General features: G+C 72.2%; 16 protein-coding genes. 3 read left to right on the top strand and 13 right to left on the bottom strand.

Annotated features, from left to right (window positions below; genetic code table 11):
- The first annotated feature begins 53 nt into the window (after positions 1–53).
- A complete protein-coding gene (locus tag OG251_RS12675; RefSeq protein WP_326677255.1) occupies positions 54–740 on the top strand; it encodes an O-methyltransferase in 687 nt (228 codons plus the stop codon).
- Here the strand turns inward: OG251_RS12675 and OG251_RS12670 are convergent.
- The 12 genes from OG251_RS12670 to OG251_RS12615 form a co-directional block, all read right to left on the bottom strand.
- On the bottom strand, positions 712–1,458 hold the full coding sequence (locus OG251_RS12670; protein WP_326677254.1) for a DUF2071 domain-containing protein: 747 nt from the start codon (positions 1,456–1,458) through the stop codon (positions 712–714). The genes OG251_RS12675 and OG251_RS12670 overlap by 29 nt on opposite strands.
- The gene (locus tag OG251_RS12665; protein ID WP_326677253.1) at positions 1,455–1,790 is read right to left on the bottom strand and encodes a metalloregulator ArsR/SmtB family transcription factor; all 336 of its coding nucleotides are present in this window, start codon (positions 1,788–1,790) and stop codon (positions 1,455–1,457) included. Before OG251_RS12665 ends, OG251_RS12670 begins: the two co-directional genes overlap by 4 nt.
- A gap of 166 nt (positions 1,791–1,956) precedes the next feature.
- Positions 1,957–2,598 (bottom strand): superoxide dismutase, encoded by a 642-nt coding sequence (locus OG251_RS12660; protein ID WP_018959211.1) that lies wholly within the window; start codon positions 2,596–2,598, stop codon positions 1,957–1,959.
- 160 nt (positions 2,599–2,758) lie between these two features.
- On the bottom strand, positions 2,759–3,823 hold the full coding sequence (locus OG251_RS12655) for a glycerophosphodiester phosphodiesterase family protein (protein ID WP_326677252.1): 1,065 nt from the start codon (positions 3,821–3,823) through the stop codon (positions 2,759–2,761).
- A 244-nt stretch (positions 3,824–4,067) separates the two neighbouring features.
- Positions 4,068–5,495 carry an FGGY-family carbohydrate kinase gene (locus tag OG251_RS12650; RefSeq protein WP_326677251.1) on the bottom strand — a complete coding sequence of 476 codons (1,428 nt, stop codon included), beginning with the start codon at positions 5,493–5,495 and terminating at the stop codon, positions 4,068–4,070.
- 54 nt (positions 5,496–5,549) lie between these two features.
- Positions 5,550–6,557: a 2-hydroxyacid dehydrogenase gene (locus OG251_RS12645; protein WP_326681242.1), complete on the bottom strand. Its 1,008-nt coding sequence runs from the start codon at positions 6,555–6,557 to the stop codon at positions 5,550–5,552.
- Between the two features lie 11 nt (positions 6,558–6,568).
- Positions 6,569–7,648, bottom strand: a complete 1,080-nt coding sequence (locus tag OG251_RS12640) for an ABC transporter ATP-binding protein (RefSeq protein ID WP_326677250.1) — start codon at positions 7,646–7,648, stop codon at positions 6,569–6,571.
- Positions 7,645–8,493, bottom strand: coding sequence for a DeoR/GlpR family DNA-binding transcription regulator (locus tag OG251_RS12635; protein WP_326677249.1), 849 nt, complete (start codon positions 8,491–8,493; stop codon positions 7,645–7,647). Before OG251_RS12635 ends, OG251_RS12640 begins: the two co-directional genes overlap by 4 nt.
- Entirely contained in the window at positions 8,490–9,638 is a 1,149-nt protein-coding gene (locus OG251_RS12630; RefSeq protein ID WP_326677248.1) for an ABC transporter ATP-binding protein, read from the bottom strand. The genes OG251_RS12635 and OG251_RS12630 overlap by 4 nt, the downstream gene beginning before the upstream one ends.
- On the bottom strand, positions 9,635–10,444 hold the full coding sequence (locus OG251_RS12625; RefSeq protein ID WP_326677247.1) for a carbohydrate ABC transporter permease: 810 nt from the start codon (positions 10,442–10,444) through the stop codon (positions 9,635–9,637). The genes OG251_RS12630 and OG251_RS12625 overlap by 4 nt, the downstream gene beginning before the upstream one ends.
- An 80-nt stretch (positions 10,445–10,524) precedes the next feature.
- Positions 10,525–11,487: a carbohydrate ABC transporter permease gene (locus OG251_RS12620; RefSeq protein WP_326677246.1), complete on the bottom strand. Its 963-nt coding sequence runs from the start codon at positions 11,485–11,487 to the stop codon at positions 10,525–10,527.
- Between the two features lie 3 nt (positions 11,488–11,490).
- Positions 11,491–12,918, bottom strand: a complete 1,428-nt coding sequence (locus tag OG251_RS12615; protein WP_326677245.1) for an ABC transporter substrate-binding protein — start codon at positions 12,916–12,918, stop codon at positions 11,491–11,493.
- A gap of 146 nt (positions 12,919–13,064) precedes the next feature.
- Here OG251_RS12615 and OG251_RS12610 point away from each other — a divergent pair, with 146 nt between their 5' ends.
- Positions 13,065–14,489 (top strand): FGGY-family carbohydrate kinase, encoded by a 1,425-nt coding sequence (locus tag OG251_RS12610; protein ID WP_326677244.1) that lies wholly within the window; start codon positions 13,065–13,067, stop codon positions 14,487–14,489.
- The gene (locus tag OG251_RS12605) at positions 14,486–15,121 is read left to right on the top strand and encodes a histidine phosphatase family protein (RefSeq protein ID WP_326677243.1); all 636 of its coding nucleotides are present in this window, start codon (positions 14,486–14,488) and stop codon (positions 15,119–15,121) included. The genes OG251_RS12610 and OG251_RS12605 overlap by 4 nt, the downstream gene beginning before the upstream one ends.
- 95 nt (positions 15,122–15,216) lie before the next feature.
- Here OG251_RS12605 and OG251_RS12600 read toward each other — a convergent pair whose 3' ends face one another.
- The gene (locus OG251_RS12600; RefSeq protein ID WP_326677242.1) at positions 15,217–16,632 is read right to left on the bottom strand and encodes an amino acid permease; all 1,416 of its coding nucleotides are present in this window, start codon (positions 16,630–16,632) and stop codon (positions 15,217–15,219) included.
- Positions 16,633–16,706: the final 74 nt, after the last annotated feature.

The following is a 16,706-nucleotide window of genomic DNA, read 5'->3' as shown; positions in this document are numbered from 1 at the left end:
GCCGACCCTAGTAAGTTCCTTAAAGGAACTCACCCGGTGAGCAGGGAGAACGCATGACGCAGGCACAGTGGACCGCGGTCGACAACTACTTCAACGGCTTGCTCGTGGGGCCCGACGAGGCCCTGGACGCAGCCGTCGGGGCGAGCGGGGCGGCGGGTCTGCCCGCGATCCAGGTCGCCCCCAACCAGGGCAAGCTGCTGAACATGCTGGCCCGGCTCCAGGGGGCGCGGACCATCCTGGAGATCGGCACCCTCGGCGGATACAGCACCATCTGGCTGGCGCGGGCGCTCCCGGCGGGCGGCAGGCTCGTGACGCTGGAGGCCGATCCGGCGTACGCCGAGGTCGCCCGCGCCAACATCGCACGCGCCGGGCTCGCCGAGGTCGTCGAGGTCAGGGTCGGGCCCGCGCTGGAGACGCTGCCCGCGCTGGCCGCCGAGGGGTACGGGCCGTTCGATGTCGTGTTCATCGACGCCGACAAGCCCAGCAACCCCGACTACCTCGCCTGGTCCGTCGAGCTGACCCGGCCCGGCAGCCTGATCATCGCCGACAACGTCGTACGCGACGGGGACGTCGTCGACGCCGACAGCACCGACCCGAAGGTGCAGGGAGTGCGCCGGTTCACCGAACTCGTCGCGGCCGACCCGACGCTGAGCGCCACCGCGCTCCAGACCGTGGGGGACAAGGGGTACGACGGCCTGATGGCCGTGCTCGTCACCGAGGGGGAGCGGCCGGAGCGGTGAGGGGGAAGGGTGCGCGCGGCGACCAGCGGGCCGGGACGCCCCGCATGACCAGCACGCTGTCCAGCGCGGCACTCCCCGGGGGGAAGCGGTCCGGGTCCTCGAAGAACGAGGACCGCACGGACCGGACCCGCCCGGCCGTCACCCGCCAGGCGTCGGTGCTCATTTCGAGGACGTCGAGATGGCGGCCGGCGGCGTTGGGGGACAGGCCCCTGGACCCCGCGCGGAAGAACGCCGATGCCTCGGCCAGGTCCATGAACAGCTCGCTGCCGCGCAGTTCGTCCGTGGGTTCCACCGAGGCGTCCACCCGGACCTCGCCGTCCCGGGTCGCGAAGGCCACCCGCACCTCGTCGGCGCCCTCGCACACCGTGAAGTCGGCGCGCCCGTGCGCGCCCGGGAAGATCCGGCCGCCCGCGAGGACGTTGAGCCGCGACGCGCTGTCGCGGCGCGGGATGTAGACACCGCTCTCCACGCCCCCGGGGCCGTCCCACTCCACGGAGATCCGGTGCGCGGCGTTCTCGCTGCGCACGCCGACGGCGGCCGGACTCCAGCCGGGGCGTACGCCGCCGACGCGCAGCAGGCAGATCCCGGCGACCGCCCTGCCACGCACGAGCTGGGGGCGCAGGGGGGCGGGCAGCAGCCCCGCCGCGATGTCCGGGTCCACGCGGTAGTTCACCAGGAGGCGGCGTTCGATGACGCTGGACAGCCGGGGGCCGGTCATGAGGCATCGCCCTTCGGATCCTGCCGCCACGCGGTGCGGCGGAGGACGATCTGTTCGGGGCAGACGGCGCTGAGGAACCGTCCCACGCACATCGCGAGCCGCTCCTCGGCGAGCGAGTAGAGGATGCGGTTGGCGTCGCGGCGCTCGGTGACGAGCCCGGCGCCCTTGAGTACGCCCAGGTGGCGCGAGACGGACGGTGCGCTGATCGGGAACCGGCCCGCGATCTCGCCGGCGGCCAGCTCACCGCCCCGCAGGTCCTCCAGGATCTGGCGCCTCGTCGGGTCGGCGAGAGCGCGGAACGCGCTTGCCTCGTCGGCGGAAGGATTCTCCATGATCCATGTTTAGCATATGAGCTAAATGGCTAACAAGCCAGGTCGAGGCGGGGGCTTGGGCATGGAAGAGCCCCCGCGAGTCATGTCCTCGCGGGGGCTCTTCGTTCATCCGCCTGCCCGGGTGAAGGTTGAGAAGACGATCACGAGGCAGGACGCCTGGGGATCGTCAGGGGGCGAGCAGGAGCACGTCCGCGCGCTCCTTCGCGGCGGCGTACCGCTTCGCCACGTCCTGCCAGTTGACGACGCGCCACATCGCCTCGATGAAGTCGACCTTCTGGTTCTTGTACTGCAGGTAGAAGGCGTGCTCCCAGGCGTCGAAGACCAGGACCGGGACCGAACCCTGGCCGACGTTGCCCTGGTGGTCGTAGACCTGCTCGACGATCAGCTTGCCGCTGACGGGCTCGTACGCGAGGACGCCCCAGCCGGAGCCCTGGGTGGTGGCCGCGGCCTTCGTCAGCTGGGACTTGAAGCCCGCGTACGAGCCGAACGACTCGGTGATCGCGTCGGCCAGATCGCCGACGCCGTCCGCCGCGAGGGGCTCGCCGCCGCCGTCGCCCGTCATGTTGTGCCAGTAGATCGAGTGCAGGATGTGGCCGGAAAGGTGGAACGCGAGGTTCTTCTGAAGGCCGTTGATGGCACCCCAGGCTTCCTTGTCGCGGGCCTCTTCCAGCTGCTCCAGGGTGTCGTTCGCACCCTTCACGTACGCGGCGTGGTGCTTGTCGTGGTGCAGCTCGATGATCTGGGGATTGATGACCGGTTCGAGCGCCGCGTAATCGTAAGGGAGCTCCGGGAGCGTGTACGTGGCCATGATGCGAACCCTCCGACTGCTGGGAATGCCGTCCAGTTGTTATTGCAACCTATATGCAGGAGCAGGCTAACAGCAGGAGGGTTCGTCCGTGATCAGCCCTTCGGCCTAGGTCTCCCGGCGGGCGAGGGGTGGGCGACGGGGCGGGCGCGCGAGGGCGGAGCTACGGCCGCAGGTCCTCCCGCGCCGCCGCCGCGATGTCCGGGAAGTCCGTCACCACCGCGTCCACGCCCAGCCCGTAGTGGAAGGCGTACTCGGCGAACGCGTCACCGAAGTCGTTCGGTGCGGTGCCCCGGCGGTACTGCGCCGGGAGGTACTGGTTCTCGGCGCGGAAGGTGTACGCGCCGACCTTCAGGCCCGCCGCGTGCGCGTCGGCCGGCAGGGTGAGCGGCGGGACGAGCGAGGACTTGTCCGGGCCGATCCAGTCCGCGTACGAGGCGATCTCGCGCAGTCCGGCCGGAGTCATCATCTCCTTGTAGGTGCTCCCGTGGCCGTAGGGGCCGCCGCTGGTGCCCAGTGCCTGCCAGAGCGGCAGACCGAGCCCGGCTTCGGCCACCCGGTGCAGGCTGGACGGTTCGAAGGACTGGACGACACATTCCCGGGCGGTGAGACGGTTGCGCCGGATCACCCGGATCAGCTCCGGCTCCAGCGGCAGGCCGATCGAGCGGAAGTACGTGGGGTGCTTCGTCTCGGGGAAGACCGCGATCCGGCGGCCGTACTCCTTCGACAGGGCGCGGGCCAGATCGATGACCTCCTGGAACGTCATGACCTGCTGGCGGCCGTCGAAGACCGTGTTGCGGTTGCGGATCAGCGGCAGCCGCTCCACCGCGCGCAGCGTCTTCAGCTCCTTGAGCGTGAAGTCCTCGGTGAACCAGCCGGTGACGGCCTTCCCGTCGACCGTCTTCGTGGTGCGGCGGCCGGCGAACTCCGGATGGCGGGCGACATCCGTCGTGCCGGAGATCTCGTTCTCGTGGCGCACGACCAGGACGTGGTCCTTCGTCGGTACGAGGTCCGGCTCGATCCAGTCGGCGCCGGACCGTACACCGAAGGTGTAGGCGGCTGCCGTGTGTTCGGGGCGCCAGCCCGCCGCGCCGCGGTGGCCGATGACCACGGGGCCCCGGGGGCGGTGCGGGCGGCGGTCCGTGGCGGAAGCGGGCGTGGTCGCCGCCGCCGCGGTCACCGCGGCGGTGGCCAGAAGGAGCGAACGGCGGCCGGGGGCAGGGGACATGGGATCTCCTCGGGTGGGCGGTAGGACCACCAAAGCGATGGGGGGTTACGGCCGGGCGGCCGGCGGCTTGCCGGGTCATGTACGGCCGTGGGTACGGGCCCGCGTACCCGGCCCGCGTACCCGGCCCGCGTACCCGGCCCGCGTACCCGGCCCGCGTACCCGGCCCGCGTACCCGGCCCGTGCACCGGTCCGTGCGCGGGCGGGGTCGGTGCCGTCGGCGCCGGGCGCGCGTCGGCGGGCTCCGCTACAGCGCCACCGACGGGCTCCCGGTGGTGCGGGCCCGTGTGCGCGCGTCCGCGAGGCGTGCCAGGTGGTCCTCGTACACCGTCGCGTAGAAGGCCGCCCGCCGCGGATCCGGTGTCACCACCGCCGTGGGCGCCGTCCAGGACGCCGTGTCCAGCTCCGCCCCGAAGCGCCCGGCCGCCGCGAGCACCGCACCCCGCGCCCCCACCTCCCCCTCCACGATCCGGACCGGCCTGCCCAGCACATCGGCGAACAGCCGCATCCAGGCGGGGGAGCGGGTGCCGCCGCCGCACAGGGCCAGGGTGCCGGTCAGCCCCGCGGCCTCCAGGCAGTGCCGGGCGGCGAAGCCGATGCCCTCGCAGACCGCGCGGATCAGGTCCGCCGGGGTCGACTCCAGGGAAACGCCGGTGAGTTCGGCCCGCAGCCGGGGCTCGACGAACGGGGCGCGTTCACCGGACGGCGCGAAGTACGGCAGCACCCGCACGCCGCGTGCGCCGGGCGGCGTCGCGTCGAGGAGGGCGTCGAGCTGCCGGTGGCGTACGCCGGTGGTGGCCAGGACCCAGTCCAGCGCCGCCGTGCCCACCATCGCGGGCATGGCGCGCAGCCAGTGGCCGGGACGGTCGGTGGAGATGTGCAGCCCGGCCGGTTCACCGGACAGATCGAGACGGTCGGTGGCGACCAGCGCCGCCAGACAGGTGCCGATGATCAGCAGGCCGTCGCCGGGGCGGGTGACACCTGCCCCGATCGCGGAGGCCGGCAGGTCGTACGGGCCGTTGGCCAGCGGCACCCCGGTGGGCAGCCGGGCGGTCGCCACCGGGTCGCTCACCGGAGGCAGCAGCCCGGCCCTGTGGGTGAGGCCGAGCGCGGCCAGGACCCCGGGGGAGTACGCCCGGGTCACCGGGTCCAGGAACGGCATCGAGGCGTCGGACACATCGGTGGCCCGGACGCCCGTCAGCCGCTGGAACACCATGTCCTTGCAGTACAGCGCCGTGGCCGCCGCGTCCAGGACGGCGGGTTCATGACGGTCGAGCCAGGCCAGCACCGGCCCCGGACAGCCCGGGAACATCGCGCTGCCGGTGGCCCGGTAGACCTCCTCGAAGACACCCGACGCCAGCCAGCCGTCGACCACCTCATGGGCCCGGCCGTCCATCCAGGAGATCGCCCTGCGGACCGGGCGGCCCGCCGCGTCCACCAGCCAGACCCCGTCGCCCTGCCCGGTGAGACCGGCGAACGCCACCCCGTCCGGGCCCAGGGCGGCAAGGACCTCGCGGACCGCCCCGTACACCTCGTCCATGTCCTGCTCGACACGGCCGCCGCGGATGTCCAGCCCGACGGGGCGGGACTCCACGGCCAGCGTGCGGCCCCGTTCGTCGAAGGCGGCCGCCTTCACCAGCGAGGTGCCGACATCGATCCCGACGTACCTGGTCACGGCGCATGGCCTCCGGTCAGAGGAGTTCGAGGGAGTGCGGGCGGTGTCGCGCGGTCACAGGACGTGGGCCAACGGCTCGCCCCGCGCATAGCGGGCCACCTCGTCCGCCGCGATCCGGGCCGCCTTCTCGGCGACGGCACGGCTGGCCCCCGCCACATGCGGGGTCATCAGCAGATGCGGGGTCCGGAACAGCCGGGAGGACGCGGGCGGCGGCTCCTGCTCGTACGTGTCGAGCGCCGCGGCCCCCAACTGACCCGAATCCAGCGCGTCGCAGAGCGCGTCGGTGTCCAGCAGCCCGCCCCGCGCCGCGTTCACCAGCACCGCCCCCCGAGGCAGCAGGGCCAGCTCGCGGGCGCCGATCAGATGCCGGGTCTCGGGAGTCAGCCGGGCGTGCAGGGTCAGGACCCGGGAGCGGGCGAGCAGCGCGTCCAGCGAGGCGGCGCGCATCCCGTGGACGTCGCCGCGCACATAGGGGTCGTACACCTCGACCTCGGCGCCGAACGCGCCGAGCACCCGGGCCACCCGGCTGCCGACCGCCCCGTAGCCGATCAGACCGACCGGGACGTCCTCCAGTTCGAGGCCGGCCTGCTCGTACAGGAAGTGCGAGGCGTCCCAACGGCCCTGGGTGCGCAGGGTCCCGTGGGCCTCGGGGATGCGCCGGAGCGCGGCCAGCAGCAGGCCCACGGTGAACTCCGCGGTCGCCGCCGCGTTGCGCCCGGGGGCGAAGCACACCCGTACGCCCCGGTCACGGGCGGCCGCCGCGTTCACATTGACCGGGCCGCCCCGGCAGACGACGACGAGCCGCAGCCGGGGCGCCGCGGCGAGGACGCGCTCGGTGAACGGCCCCATCTGCGTCACGCACACCTCGATCCCGTCCAGGGCCTGGATCAGGGCGTCCTCGGCGTCGCTGGCCTCGTCGACCTCGCCGACCCTGCCGAACGGCTCCAGGGGCCAGGGGAGGGTGAGTTCCGTGATGTCCGCGTCGCCCGCCACCGTCCGGCGCAGGGCCTCGGTGATCAGCGAGGCACGGACGAAGTGGTCACCGGCTGCCAGAATCCTCATCGGGGGGCGGTTCATCGAAGTGCGTCTCCTGTTTCGGCGTCGAAGACATGGATGTGCCGCGGGTCGGCGGCGACCGTCACGGTGTCGCCCCGGCCGAGCCGTACTCCGGGTCCGGTCAGGACGACGACGGGCCCGGCCACCCCGTCCAGGGCGAGCGTGGCGATGCCCGTTTCGAGGAGGGGCTCATGGGCGGCGACCCGGGCCGGTACGCCCGTGTCGCCCAGGGTGAGGTCCTCGGGCCGGATGCCCAGGACCACGGAGCGCCCCGGTGCGGCGCAGCGGTGCGGTACCGGGAAGGCCACGGTGTCCGAGAGCCGTACGCCCCCGCCGTCCATGACGCCCGGAAGCAGATTGACCGCCGGTTCCCCGACGAAGTCGGCGACGAAGAGATTCGCCGGGGCGTCATAGATCTCCTCGGGCGTGCCGAGCTGCTGGATCTCGCCGTCCCGCATGACCGCGATCCGGTCGGCGAGCGACAGGGCCTCCTCCTGGTCGTGCGTCACGAGGATCGCGGTGTGCCCGGAGTCCCGCTGGATGCGTTTCAGCTCGCGCCGTGTGGCGTCCCGCTGGGCGGCGTCCAGATGCGAGAGCGGTTCGTCGAGCAGCAGTACGTCGGGCTCGCGGATCAGCGCGCGGGCCAGCGCCACCCGCTGCTTCTGCCCGCTGGAGAGCGCGGCCGGGCGGGATCCGAGCAGGTCGGTGATCCCGAGACGTTCGGCCATGGCCGCCACTCTGCCGCGAATCTCGGCCCGGCCGTGGCGTCGCCGCGCCGACAGCCCGAATCCGAGGTTCTCCGCGACCGTCAGCGGCGGATACAGCGCGTAGTTCTCGAACGCGACCCCGATATTGCGCCGCTGCGCCGGGAGCGGCACGACCGAGGAGCCGCCGATGAGGATGTCGCCGCCGGTGACGGTCTCCAGACCGGCGATCATCCGCAGCGTCGTGGACTTGCCGCAGCCGGAGGGGCCCAGCAGGCCCAGCAGCTCTCCGGACCGCAGCTCGACGTCGATGGACCGCACCGCCTCGACCCCGGCCGCCCGGCCCCGCCCGGGGTAGGTCTTGCGCAGGGCGCGCAGGGCCAGTTCAGTCACCGTTCACCGCCACCTCCCGATGCCGTGCCGACGCCCGCCCCGTTGTCGTCGCCCGCGCTCGTGCCGGTCGCGCAGACCTCGTAGGGGACCTTGTGCTCGTCCAGATCGCGCAGTGCCTCGGCGGACGCCCCGTCGTCCACCAGCACCAGATCGAACCGGCTGAGCGGGGCGAGCCGGTGCAGGGCGACGCGCCCCAGCTTGGAGTGGTCCAGCAGCAGGACGTTGCGTGCGGCCGAGTCGAGCATCGCCCGCTTCACGGACACGATGTGCTGCTCCTGGTGATAGGCGAAGCCGCCGGACACCGCGGACGTCGAGGTGAAGCAGACGTCGACCTGGAGGGACTGCACGGCCTCCACGCAGGAGACCCCGAGGAAGGAGGAGTGCAGCGGGTCGTAGTCGCCGCCCAGGCCCATCAGATGGATGCCCCGCTCCTGCGACAACACGGTTATCGCTTCGAGGAAGTTGGTGACGACGGTGAGGGGGGTGATGGCCCGCAGCCGCCGCGCGATCTCCAGGGTCGAGGTCGAGTCGTCCAGCATCACCGCCATGCCCGGCTCGATGAGCCGCACCGCCCGCTCGGCGACGGCGGCCTTCTCGGCGCGCATGGTCTTCAGCCGGTAGGCCACGTTCGACTCGAAGACACCGGAGGGCTGGGCCGTCACCCCACCGCGGAACTTCCGGACGATGCCCTGCCGCTCCAGCTCGTCGAGGTCGCGGTGGATGGTCATCAGACTGACGTCGAACCGCTCGGCCAGCTCGGCGGCGCTGACCTCGCCCTCGGCGAGGACGTACTCGGCGATGGACGCCTGACGGGGGGCGGGTCCGCGCTGCTGAAGACTGCTCATGGGCTGATCCTTCGTCCTGGTCTCTCCGGCCGGTCGGCCTCGAACAACAGCAGTCTCGTCCGCGCCGCGTGGAGCCGCACCGGTTCGTCGGGACGCAGGCCCGCGGCCTCGGCGCGCGGGACGACGAGGGACAGCTGCTGTTCGCCGATCCGGACGGTGACCTCGGTCGCCCGGCCCAGCACCTCGGTGATGTAGACGGAGCCCGTGAACGCGACCCCGGGTCCGCTGCCGGGCCCGCCGCCCGACGCTCTGCCGGCATCGCTCACCCGGCCTTCCCCGAGCCCGATGTCCCGTGGGCGCAGCCCCAGTTGAACGGCCGTGCCCGGCGCCGCGGGCACGGTCAGCGGCAGTTCGTACGAGCCGTCCGCCGCCCGGAAGCGGCCCTCGGACGTCACGGTGCCCGGCAGCAGATTGATCCGGGGCCGGCCGAAGGCACGGGCGACGAAGGTGTCGTCCGGGTGGTGCCACAGCTCCTCGCGGGTGCCGCTCTGCACCAGGCGGCCGTCCCTGATCACCCCGATCCGGTCGCCGAGTGCCAGCGCCTCCACCGCGTCGTGCGTGACGTACAGGGTGGTCGTGCGCCGCACCTCGCCGATCGCCCGCAGCTCGGCGCGCATCGCCTGGCGCAGCTTGGCGTCCAGGTGCGACAGCGGCTCGTCGAGGAGGAAGGCCCGCGCCGGACGGACCAGCACCCGGCCGAGCGCGACGCGCTGGCGCTGCCCGTTCGACAGGGCGCCCACCGGCCGGTCCAGCAGGGCGCTGATCCCGAGGAGTTCGGCGGTCTCCCCGATCCGGGCCCGCACCTGGTCCGCGGGGAGGCGGTGGCGGGGCGAACGGAGCGGGGAGGCCAGATTGTCGTACGCCGTGCGGTGCGGGTACAGCGCGTACGACTCGAAGCACATGGCCACGCCCCGGTCGTACGGCTCGACGCCCGCCATGTCGGCCCCGCCCAGCTCCACCGACCCGGACTGCGGCTCCACCAGGCCCGCGACGGTCTTCAGCGTGGTCGTCTTGCCCGCGCCCGACGGGCCGAGCAGACAGTAGAACTCGCCCTCCGCCACCTCCAGGTCCAGCCCGTCCAGCGCGACGTTCCCGCCGTAGCGCAGATGCACGGAGCGCAGCGCGATGGCGGCCGGGGCGGTCATGACTTCACCGCCCCGAACGACAGACCCCGCACCAGATACCGCTGGATGGTCAGCGCCAGCAGCAGCGGTGGGACGGCCGAGATCAGCGCGGCGGCCGCCGTGAGGTTGTACTTGGGCCGGTCACCGCCGAGGAAGGACAGCGCGCCGACCGTCACCGTCTGGGCGTTCGACGAGGTCAGGATGAGCGGGAAGACGAAGTTGTTCCACGCGAAGATGAACGCCAGCAGCGAGACGGCCGCGATGCCGGGTTTCACCAGCGGCAGCACGACCCTGAAGAACGCCTGCTTACGGGTGTAGCCGTCCAGCAGCGCCGCCTGCTCCAGCTCCGGTGACAGATCGGAGAAGTACGAGCGCATGATCCAGACGATCAGCGGCAGCGTCACCAGCTGGAGCACCCAGACCATGCCGACGTAGGTGTCGAAGAGCCCGAGCTTCTGGTAGAGCACGAACAGCGGGATGATCACCGTCAGTTCGGGGGCGAAGCGGAAGGAGAGCAGGGTGAACATCAGGTTCTCCGAGCCGCGGAACCGCCACCGGGCGGCGGCGTACGCGGCGGGCAGCCCGATCACCAGTGACAGGGCCACCGCCCCCACCGACACGATCAGGCTGTTGACGAAGAAGCGCGGGAACGGCACGCCCCGGTCGTCCCCGGCGCCGAGCACCGTGCGGTACGCGTCGAGGGTCGGGGTGAACGAGAAGTACGTGCTGAACAGCTCGTTCGTCGGCTTCAGCGACAGGATCACCATCCAGACGACGGGGAACAGCGCGAAGACGAAGTAGACGATCAGCGCCCCGTCCGCGGCCACCGACAACAGCCTCCGCCTGCCGTCCCCGGCCCGCGGTCCCGCCGCGCTGCCACCTCCGGCCCCGCCCCGTGGTTCCCGCCTCACTTCGGCACCTCCGCCGCACGGTTCTGGATCCGGCCCAGATAGCGCACCAGCACCATCGTGACCAGGTAGACCACCGCCCACAGCACGATCATGTAGCTGATGCCGAACGAGTAGCGCTGGAAGCGGATCGCCTCCAGATACGCCCGGATCTGGAGCACCACCGTCGAGTCGCCGGGGCCGCCCTCGGTCAGCGCGTAGATGATGTCGAAGACCTTCAGCGAGTCCATGAACCGGAAGATCACCGCCACCAGGACGTACGGCCAGAGCATCGGCAGCGTGAGCCGCCGGAAGGTGAACCACCAGCCCGCCCCGTCCACCGCCGCCGCCTCGAACGGCGACACGGGCAGCGAGCGCAGCCCGGCCAGCGCGAGGACCGCGACGAACGGCGTGTACACCCACACATCGACGGCGATCGACGACAGCAGCGCCCCGGCCGGGGTGTCGGTCCACTGCACCCCGCCCAGACCGACCGGCTCCAGCAGATGGTTGACCACCCCGACCGAGGGCTGGAGCATCAGCTTCCACATGATCGCGGCGATCACCGGCGCGATCATCAGCGGCAGGATCAGGATCTTCTCCAGCACCCGCCCGACCCTGCTCGCCCGGTGCAGCAGCAGCGCCACCGACACCCCGAGCACCGTCTCGACCGCCGCCGCGCCCACCGCGTACAGCACGGTCACCCGGGCCGACTCCCAGAACGAGGACTGGGAGAGGATCCGCCGGTAGTTCTCGACCCCCACCAGGTCCGGCCGAGGCTTGCTCGCCGCGAAGTCGAACAGCGTGTAGTAGAGGCCCAGACCGAACGGGTAGAGGATGCCGCCGGTCAGCAGCAGCGCCGGGACGATCAGGAGGTACGGCCGCAGCGAGCGGCGCCATCCCGGCACCGGCCGTACCGGCGCGGTCTCCCCGCCGGGGACGGCCGGGCGGTCCGGGGGCGCCGGAGGCGTCGTCAGGGCCACCGGTCAGCCGATCTTCGACGCCAGATCGCCCGCGAGTCCGTTCAGCACGGACGAGGGGTTCTTCCCGCCGTAGATCTCCTGGAGCGCCGAGGCCCAGCTCGTCGTCGCGTCGAAGAACTGCTCCTGCGGGGTGAACTGGATCCTCGTCTGGTCGACGACCGCCTCGAACGTCTCGATGAAGCCGGGGATCGCCCCCATCTTGTCCCGGTACGCGGCGGCCTCGCTCACCGACCTGCGGACCGGATCGATGTGGTTGTCCTGGACCGCGCCCCTGAGCAGATGGTCCTTGCCGGTCGCCCACTGGAGGAACAGCCAGGCCGCCGGCTTGCTGCGGCTCCTGGCGTTCATGCCCAGCGACCAGATCCACATGTTCGTCGCGAGCGAGCCGCCCGGCCCCTTCGGACCGGGGTGGAAGGCGATCTTCCCGGAGGCCGGGGAGGCACCCTTCACCGCCTGGAAATACGCGGCGGTGTCCGCGTCGAACAGCATCCCGGCCTTCTTCGCGCCGAGGTCGCCGGAGCACTGGTACCAGGTGTACGAGGTCCAGGACGGCGGCCCGCCCTTCCTGACCATCTCCGCCCAGTCCCCGGTGAACGCGATGGCCCGCGGGGAGTTCATCGCGGGCTTCACCTTCCCGTCCTCGACGGTGAAGTCCTTCAGCCCGTTGCGCGCGTACATCGTCATGAAGCCGGGGTGGATCGTGGCCCAGCTGCGCGACCCGCGCACCGCGACCCCGTACATCCCGTCGAATCCCGCGCCCGGCGCCCTGCGGGTGATGGTCCCGGCCAGCTCCCGCAGCTCGTCGAAGGACTCGGCGGGCTTCAGCCCGAGCTTCTTGAACACCTCGGTGTTGTACGCGACGACGTTCGTCTCCCAGCCCCACGGCAGCGCGTACTGTCCGCCCTGTCCGAGCGGGGCGCCCGCCTTCAGGGACCACTGGCCGGCCTGGAGCAGATTCGGGTAGAAGTCCGCCTGGTCCCATTCGGCTCCGGTCGCCGAGGAGTTGCGCATCCACGGCCCGAGGTCCTCCAGCCAGCCGGGCGGGCCGTACTGCCACACCATGTACGCGCCGAGCATGAACACGTCGTACGAGGCACGCCCGCTGGAGAGGTCGACGGTGAGCTTGTCGAAGTAGTTGTCCTCGGGGAAGACGTCGTACTCGACCTTGATGCCCGTCTTCTCGGTAAACGCCTTCAGATCGGCGATCAGGGCATCGGTGTACGGGTGTTTGTTGAGCAGCGCCCTGACGGTCTTCCCCTCGGCCCGCTTCCAGTCGAAGGCGCCGGTGACCTCGTCGGCCGCGGAGCCGCCCCCGCCGGTGGTGTCGCCGCCGAAGCCCGCCCCGCAGGCTGACAGCAGCGGAGCTGCGGATGCTGCGGCTGCCGCGCCGAGAGCGAATAAGCGGCGCCGGTCGTGCCCGTGCCTGTCCATCCGTGACCTCCACGGTCCGGCCGGAGATGCTGATCACATAGTGTGCTGATTGGTTAACAGAGCTTGGAACAACGCAAGTTGCCCGTCAATCCCTCGCGCAAGTGAAATTCTCAGTGCACAGTGAGAAGTTCACAGAGGGAGCCGATATGTGGATGGGCATCGATCTCGGTACGCAGAGCGTCCGCGCGGTCCTCGCCTCCGACCGCGGGAAGATCCTCGGCAGCGGGTCGGCCCCGCTCGGCGGCAGGCGCGACGGCGTACGCCACGAGCAACTGCCGGAGCACTGGTGGACGGCGGTGTGCGCGGCGACCCGGCAGGCGCTGCGCGAGGGCCCCGCGCCCCGTGCGCTCGCCATCTGCTCCACCTCCGGCACGGTCCTGCTCACCGACCGCACCGGCCGGCCGCTCACCCCCGCGCTGATGTACGACGACGGGCGCGCCGGGGCCGAGGCGGCCAGGGCCGGGACACCACCGACCTGGGCGCTGCCCAAGGTGATGTGGCTGCTGGGCGAGTACGGGGGAGGGGGCGACGGCGTCCGCGTGGCGCACCAGGCCGATCTCGTCCTGGCACGGCTCGCCGGGCACCCGCTGCCCACCGACTCCAGCCACGCCCTCAAGACCGGCTACGTGCTGGAGGGGGACGCCTGGCCGCACGCGCGATTCGCCGGACTCGGCCTGCCCGAGGGGCTGTTCCCCGAGGTGGTGCGGCCGGGCCGGCGGATCGGCGAGGTGGGGCGCGCGGCGGCCGAGGAGACCGGTATCCCGGCGGGCACGCCCCTGGTGGCCGGGATGACGGACGGCTGCGCGGCGCAGATCGCCTCGGGCGCGCTCACCGTCGGCTCCTGGAACGCGGTGCTCGGTACGACCCTGGTGCTCAAGGGGGTCACCGACGCACCGGTCGCCGACCGGACCGGGGTGGTCTACAACCACCGGGCCCCCGACGGGAGCTGGCTGCCCGGCGGCGCGTCCGGGACCGGCGGCGGGGCGCTGACCGCCGCCTTCCCGGAGGCGGACCCGGCCCGGCTGGACGCTCTCGCCGCCGGGCTCGGGCCGTCGGACGTGGTGGCGTACCCGCTGGTGGCGCGCGGCGAACGCTTCCCGTTCCTCGCCCCCGACGCCACCGGCTTCCTGCTCGGCGAACCCGCGTCCGACGCCGAGCACTGGGCGGCGCTCCTGACGGGCGTCGGCCTCGTCGAACGGCTCTGCCTCGACTACCTCGACCTGCTCGGCGCGCCCCTGCACGGCCCGCTCACCTTCACCGGCGGCGCCGTCCGCAGCGACCACTGGAACCGGCTGCGCGCCGACATCCTCGGCCGGACCGTCCACCTCCCGCACCACAGCGAACCCGCCCTCGGGATGGCCGTCCTCGCCGCGTACGGGGCGGGGGCCGCGGACACCGTGCAGGAGGCCGCGGGCCGGATGGTGCGGCTGCGGCAGACCCTGCACCCGGACCCGGCGCGTACCGCCCGCCACCTTCAGCCGTACCGCACGCTGGTGGACGAGCTGGAACGGCGCGGCTGGCTCCCGGCCACCGTCGCCGCGCACGCCCGCACCCGAACGGAGCACCCATGACCGCGAGCCCGCCCCCCACCACGCTGCTGCTCGCCCGCCACGGGCAGACCGTCTGGCACGCGGAGAACCGCTACGCCGGGGTGAGCGATGTCGCCCTCACGGACGAGGGAGGGCGACAGGCGGAGCGGCTGGGCCGGTGGGCCGCCCGGCACCCGGTCGACGCGGTCTGGACCTCCACCGTCTCCCGCGCCATGGCGACCGCCGACCCGGCCTGCCGGGCACTCGGCCTCGTACCGATGCGCGAACACGGGCTGCGCGAGTGCGACTTCGGAGTGGTGGAGGGGCGCACCCTCGCCGAGTTCGCCGCCGAGGACCCGGAGCGGGCACAGGCGTTCCGGGCCGACCCGGCGGCCAACCCGTTCCCGGGCGCCGAGGACCCGCGGGCGGCGGCGGCCCGGGGGACGGCGGCCCTGCGCCGCATCGCCGCGGGCGGACCGGGCGGACGGATCCTGGTCGTCGCGCACAACACGCTGCTGCGCCTGGTCCTGTGCGAGCTGCTGGGCATTCCGCTGGGCTCCTACCGCAGGGTCTTCCCACGGCTGCGCAACGCGGCGGTGAGCGAGATCCGCCTGTCGGGCGAGGGCGGCGGGGGTGCGGCGCTGCTCTCCCTGAACGTGCCGTGCGACGACTGACGTGATCTTCGGCCCCGGGGCCGAAGATCACGTGGGGGCCCGTCCGGCGCCTGCGGCATCACGGCCGGCGCGGGACGGGCCCGAGGGCACGGCGGTCACCCCGCGGCGGCGCCCCGGCGCTGCCGCAGCAGCCCCACGACGATCAGCACCGCGGTCAGCGCCCCCGTGGCCAGCAGCTGATCGCGTGTGCCGGGCTGCCGCAGCATCAGCAGGAAGATGCCGGCCATCGCCGCCAGCGCGAGCACCGTGCCCACCGGGAACAGCCACATCCGCACCACCAGCTTCTCCGGCGCCTCCCGCTCCATCCGGCCGCGCAGGATCAGCTGCGAGACGGCGATGAAGATCCACACCACCAGGATCACCGCGCCGATCATGTTGAGCAGCCAGGGGAAGACGTCGTCCGGCCGCCAGTAGCTGAGCAGCACGCACAGGAAGCCGAAGACGGAGGAGACGAGAACGGCCGTGCGCGGCACCCCGGAGGTGATCCGGCCCAGCCGCTTCGGTCCCTGGCCGCGTGCGACGAGGGAGCAGGCCATGCGCGAGGCGCCGTAGATGTTGGCGTTCATCGCGGAGAGCAGCGCGATCAGGATGACCACGTTCATGATCTCCGCCGCGCCACTGATGCCGAGGTGGTCCAGTGCCGCGTAGAACGGGCCGACCTCGACGACCTTCGGGTCGTCCCACGGCACCAGCGCGACGATGACCGCCATCGAGCCGACGTAGAACACCGCGATGCGCCACATCGCCGTCCGGACCGCCTTCGCGACGCCCCGTACCGGGTTCTCGGACTCGGCGGCCGCGATGGTGACGGTCTCCAGACCGCCGTAGGCGAAGACGGAGGCGAGCAGTCCGATGATGAAGCCGTCGGAGCCGTTGGGCAGGAAGCCGCCGTCCCCCGTGAGGTTGGAGGTGCCGGGCGCGTCCGTGCCGGGCAGCACCCCGAGGATCGCCAGCACACCCAGGACGAGGAAGAGCGTGATCGCGACGACCTTCAGCGCGGCGAACCAGAACTCGAACTCGCCGAACTTCTTCACGGCGGCGAGATTCGTCCCGAGGAACATCACCATGAACAGCGCGACCCAGGCCCACTCCGGGGTGCCGGGCAGCCAGCCGGTGACGATCTTCGCGGCGCCGATGCCCTCCAGGCCGACGGCGACGCACAGGAGCACCCAGAAGGCCCATCCGGCGGTGAAGCCCGCCCAGGGGCCGATCGCGCGTTCCGCGTGGACGGAGAAGGAACCGGAGGCCGGATTGGCGGCCGACATCTCGCCGAGCATGCGCATCACGAACATGACCAGCAGCCCGGAAATCCCGTAGGCGATGACGATCGAGGGCCCGGCGGCGGCGATGCCCGCACCGGAACCGACGAACAGCCCGGCCCCGATGACCCCGCCCAGGGCGATCATCGAGAGGTGGCGCTGCTTGAGGCCGTGGGTGAGAGCGGAGTCGGTCGTGGCGGTGCCGGCGGCTGCGGAGTCAGCGGTGGGGGGAGACGCGGAGGTCCGAGGCATGGACGAGCTCAGTTCGGTAGGTGAGACGGGAACGGGCCAACAGTCTGAGCACGGCCCCCGCTCACAAGGAACAG

The sequence above is a fragment of the Streptomyces sp. NBC_01237 genome (assembly GCF_035917275.1).
Classification (GTDB): domain Bacteria; phylum Actinomycetota; class Actinomycetes; order Streptomycetales; family Streptomycetaceae; genus Streptomyces.
This window is presented reverse-complemented; position numbering and strand designations above follow the sequence as displayed.

What these genes read in the sequence shown, in the direction of transcription:
- OG251_RS12615 (WP_326677245.1), bottom strand. Translation starts at nt 12,918, where the DNA reads ATGGACAGGCACGGGCACGACCGGCGCCGCTTATTCGCTCTCGGCGCG.
- OG251_RS12600 (WP_326677242.1), bottom strand. Translation starts at nt 16,632, where the DNA reads ATGCCTCGGACCTCCGCGTCTCCCCCCACCGCTGACTCCGCAGCCGCC.
- OG251_RS12660 (WP_018959211.1), bottom strand. Translation starts at nt 2,598, where the DNA reads ATGGCCACGTACACGCTCCCGGAGCTCCCTTACGATTACGCGGCGCTC.
- OG251_RS12645 (WP_326681242.1), bottom strand. Translation starts at nt 6,557, where the DNA reads ATGAGGATTCTGGCAGCCGGTGACCACTTCGTCCGTGCCTCGCTGATC.
- OG251_RS12655 (WP_326677252.1), bottom strand. Translation starts at nt 3,823, where the DNA reads ATGTCCCCTGCCCCCGGCCGCCGTTCGCTCCTTCTGGCCACCGCCGCG.
- OG251_RS12605 (WP_326677243.1), top strand. Translation starts at nt 14,486, where the DNA reads ATGACCGCGAGCCCGCCCCCCACCACGCTGCTGCTCGCCCGCCACGGG.
- OG251_RS12635 (WP_326677249.1), bottom strand. Translation starts at nt 8,493, where the DNA reads ATGAGCAGTCTTCAGCAGCGCGGACCCGCCCCCCGTCAGGCGTCCATC.
- OG251_RS12665 (WP_326677253.1), bottom strand. Translation starts at nt 1,790, where the DNA reads ATGGAGAATCCTTCCGCCGACGAGGCAAGCGCGTTCCGCGCTCTCGCC.
- OG251_RS12670 (WP_326677254.1), bottom strand. Translation starts at nt 1,458, where the DNA reads ATGACCGGCCCCCGGCTGTCCAGCGTCATCGAACGCCGCCTCCTGGTG.
- OG251_RS12610 (WP_326677244.1), top strand. Translation starts at nt 13,065, where the DNA reads ATGTGGATGGGCATCGATCTCGGTACGCAGAGCGTCCGCGCGGTCCTC.
- OG251_RS12675 (WP_326677255.1), top strand. Translation starts at nt 54, where the DNA reads ATGACGCAGGCACAGTGGACCGCGGTCGACAACTACTTCAACGGCTTG.
- OG251_RS12630 (WP_326677248.1), bottom strand. Translation starts at nt 9,638, where the DNA reads ATGACCGCCCCGGCCGCCATCGCGCTGCGCTCCGTGCATCTGCGCTAC.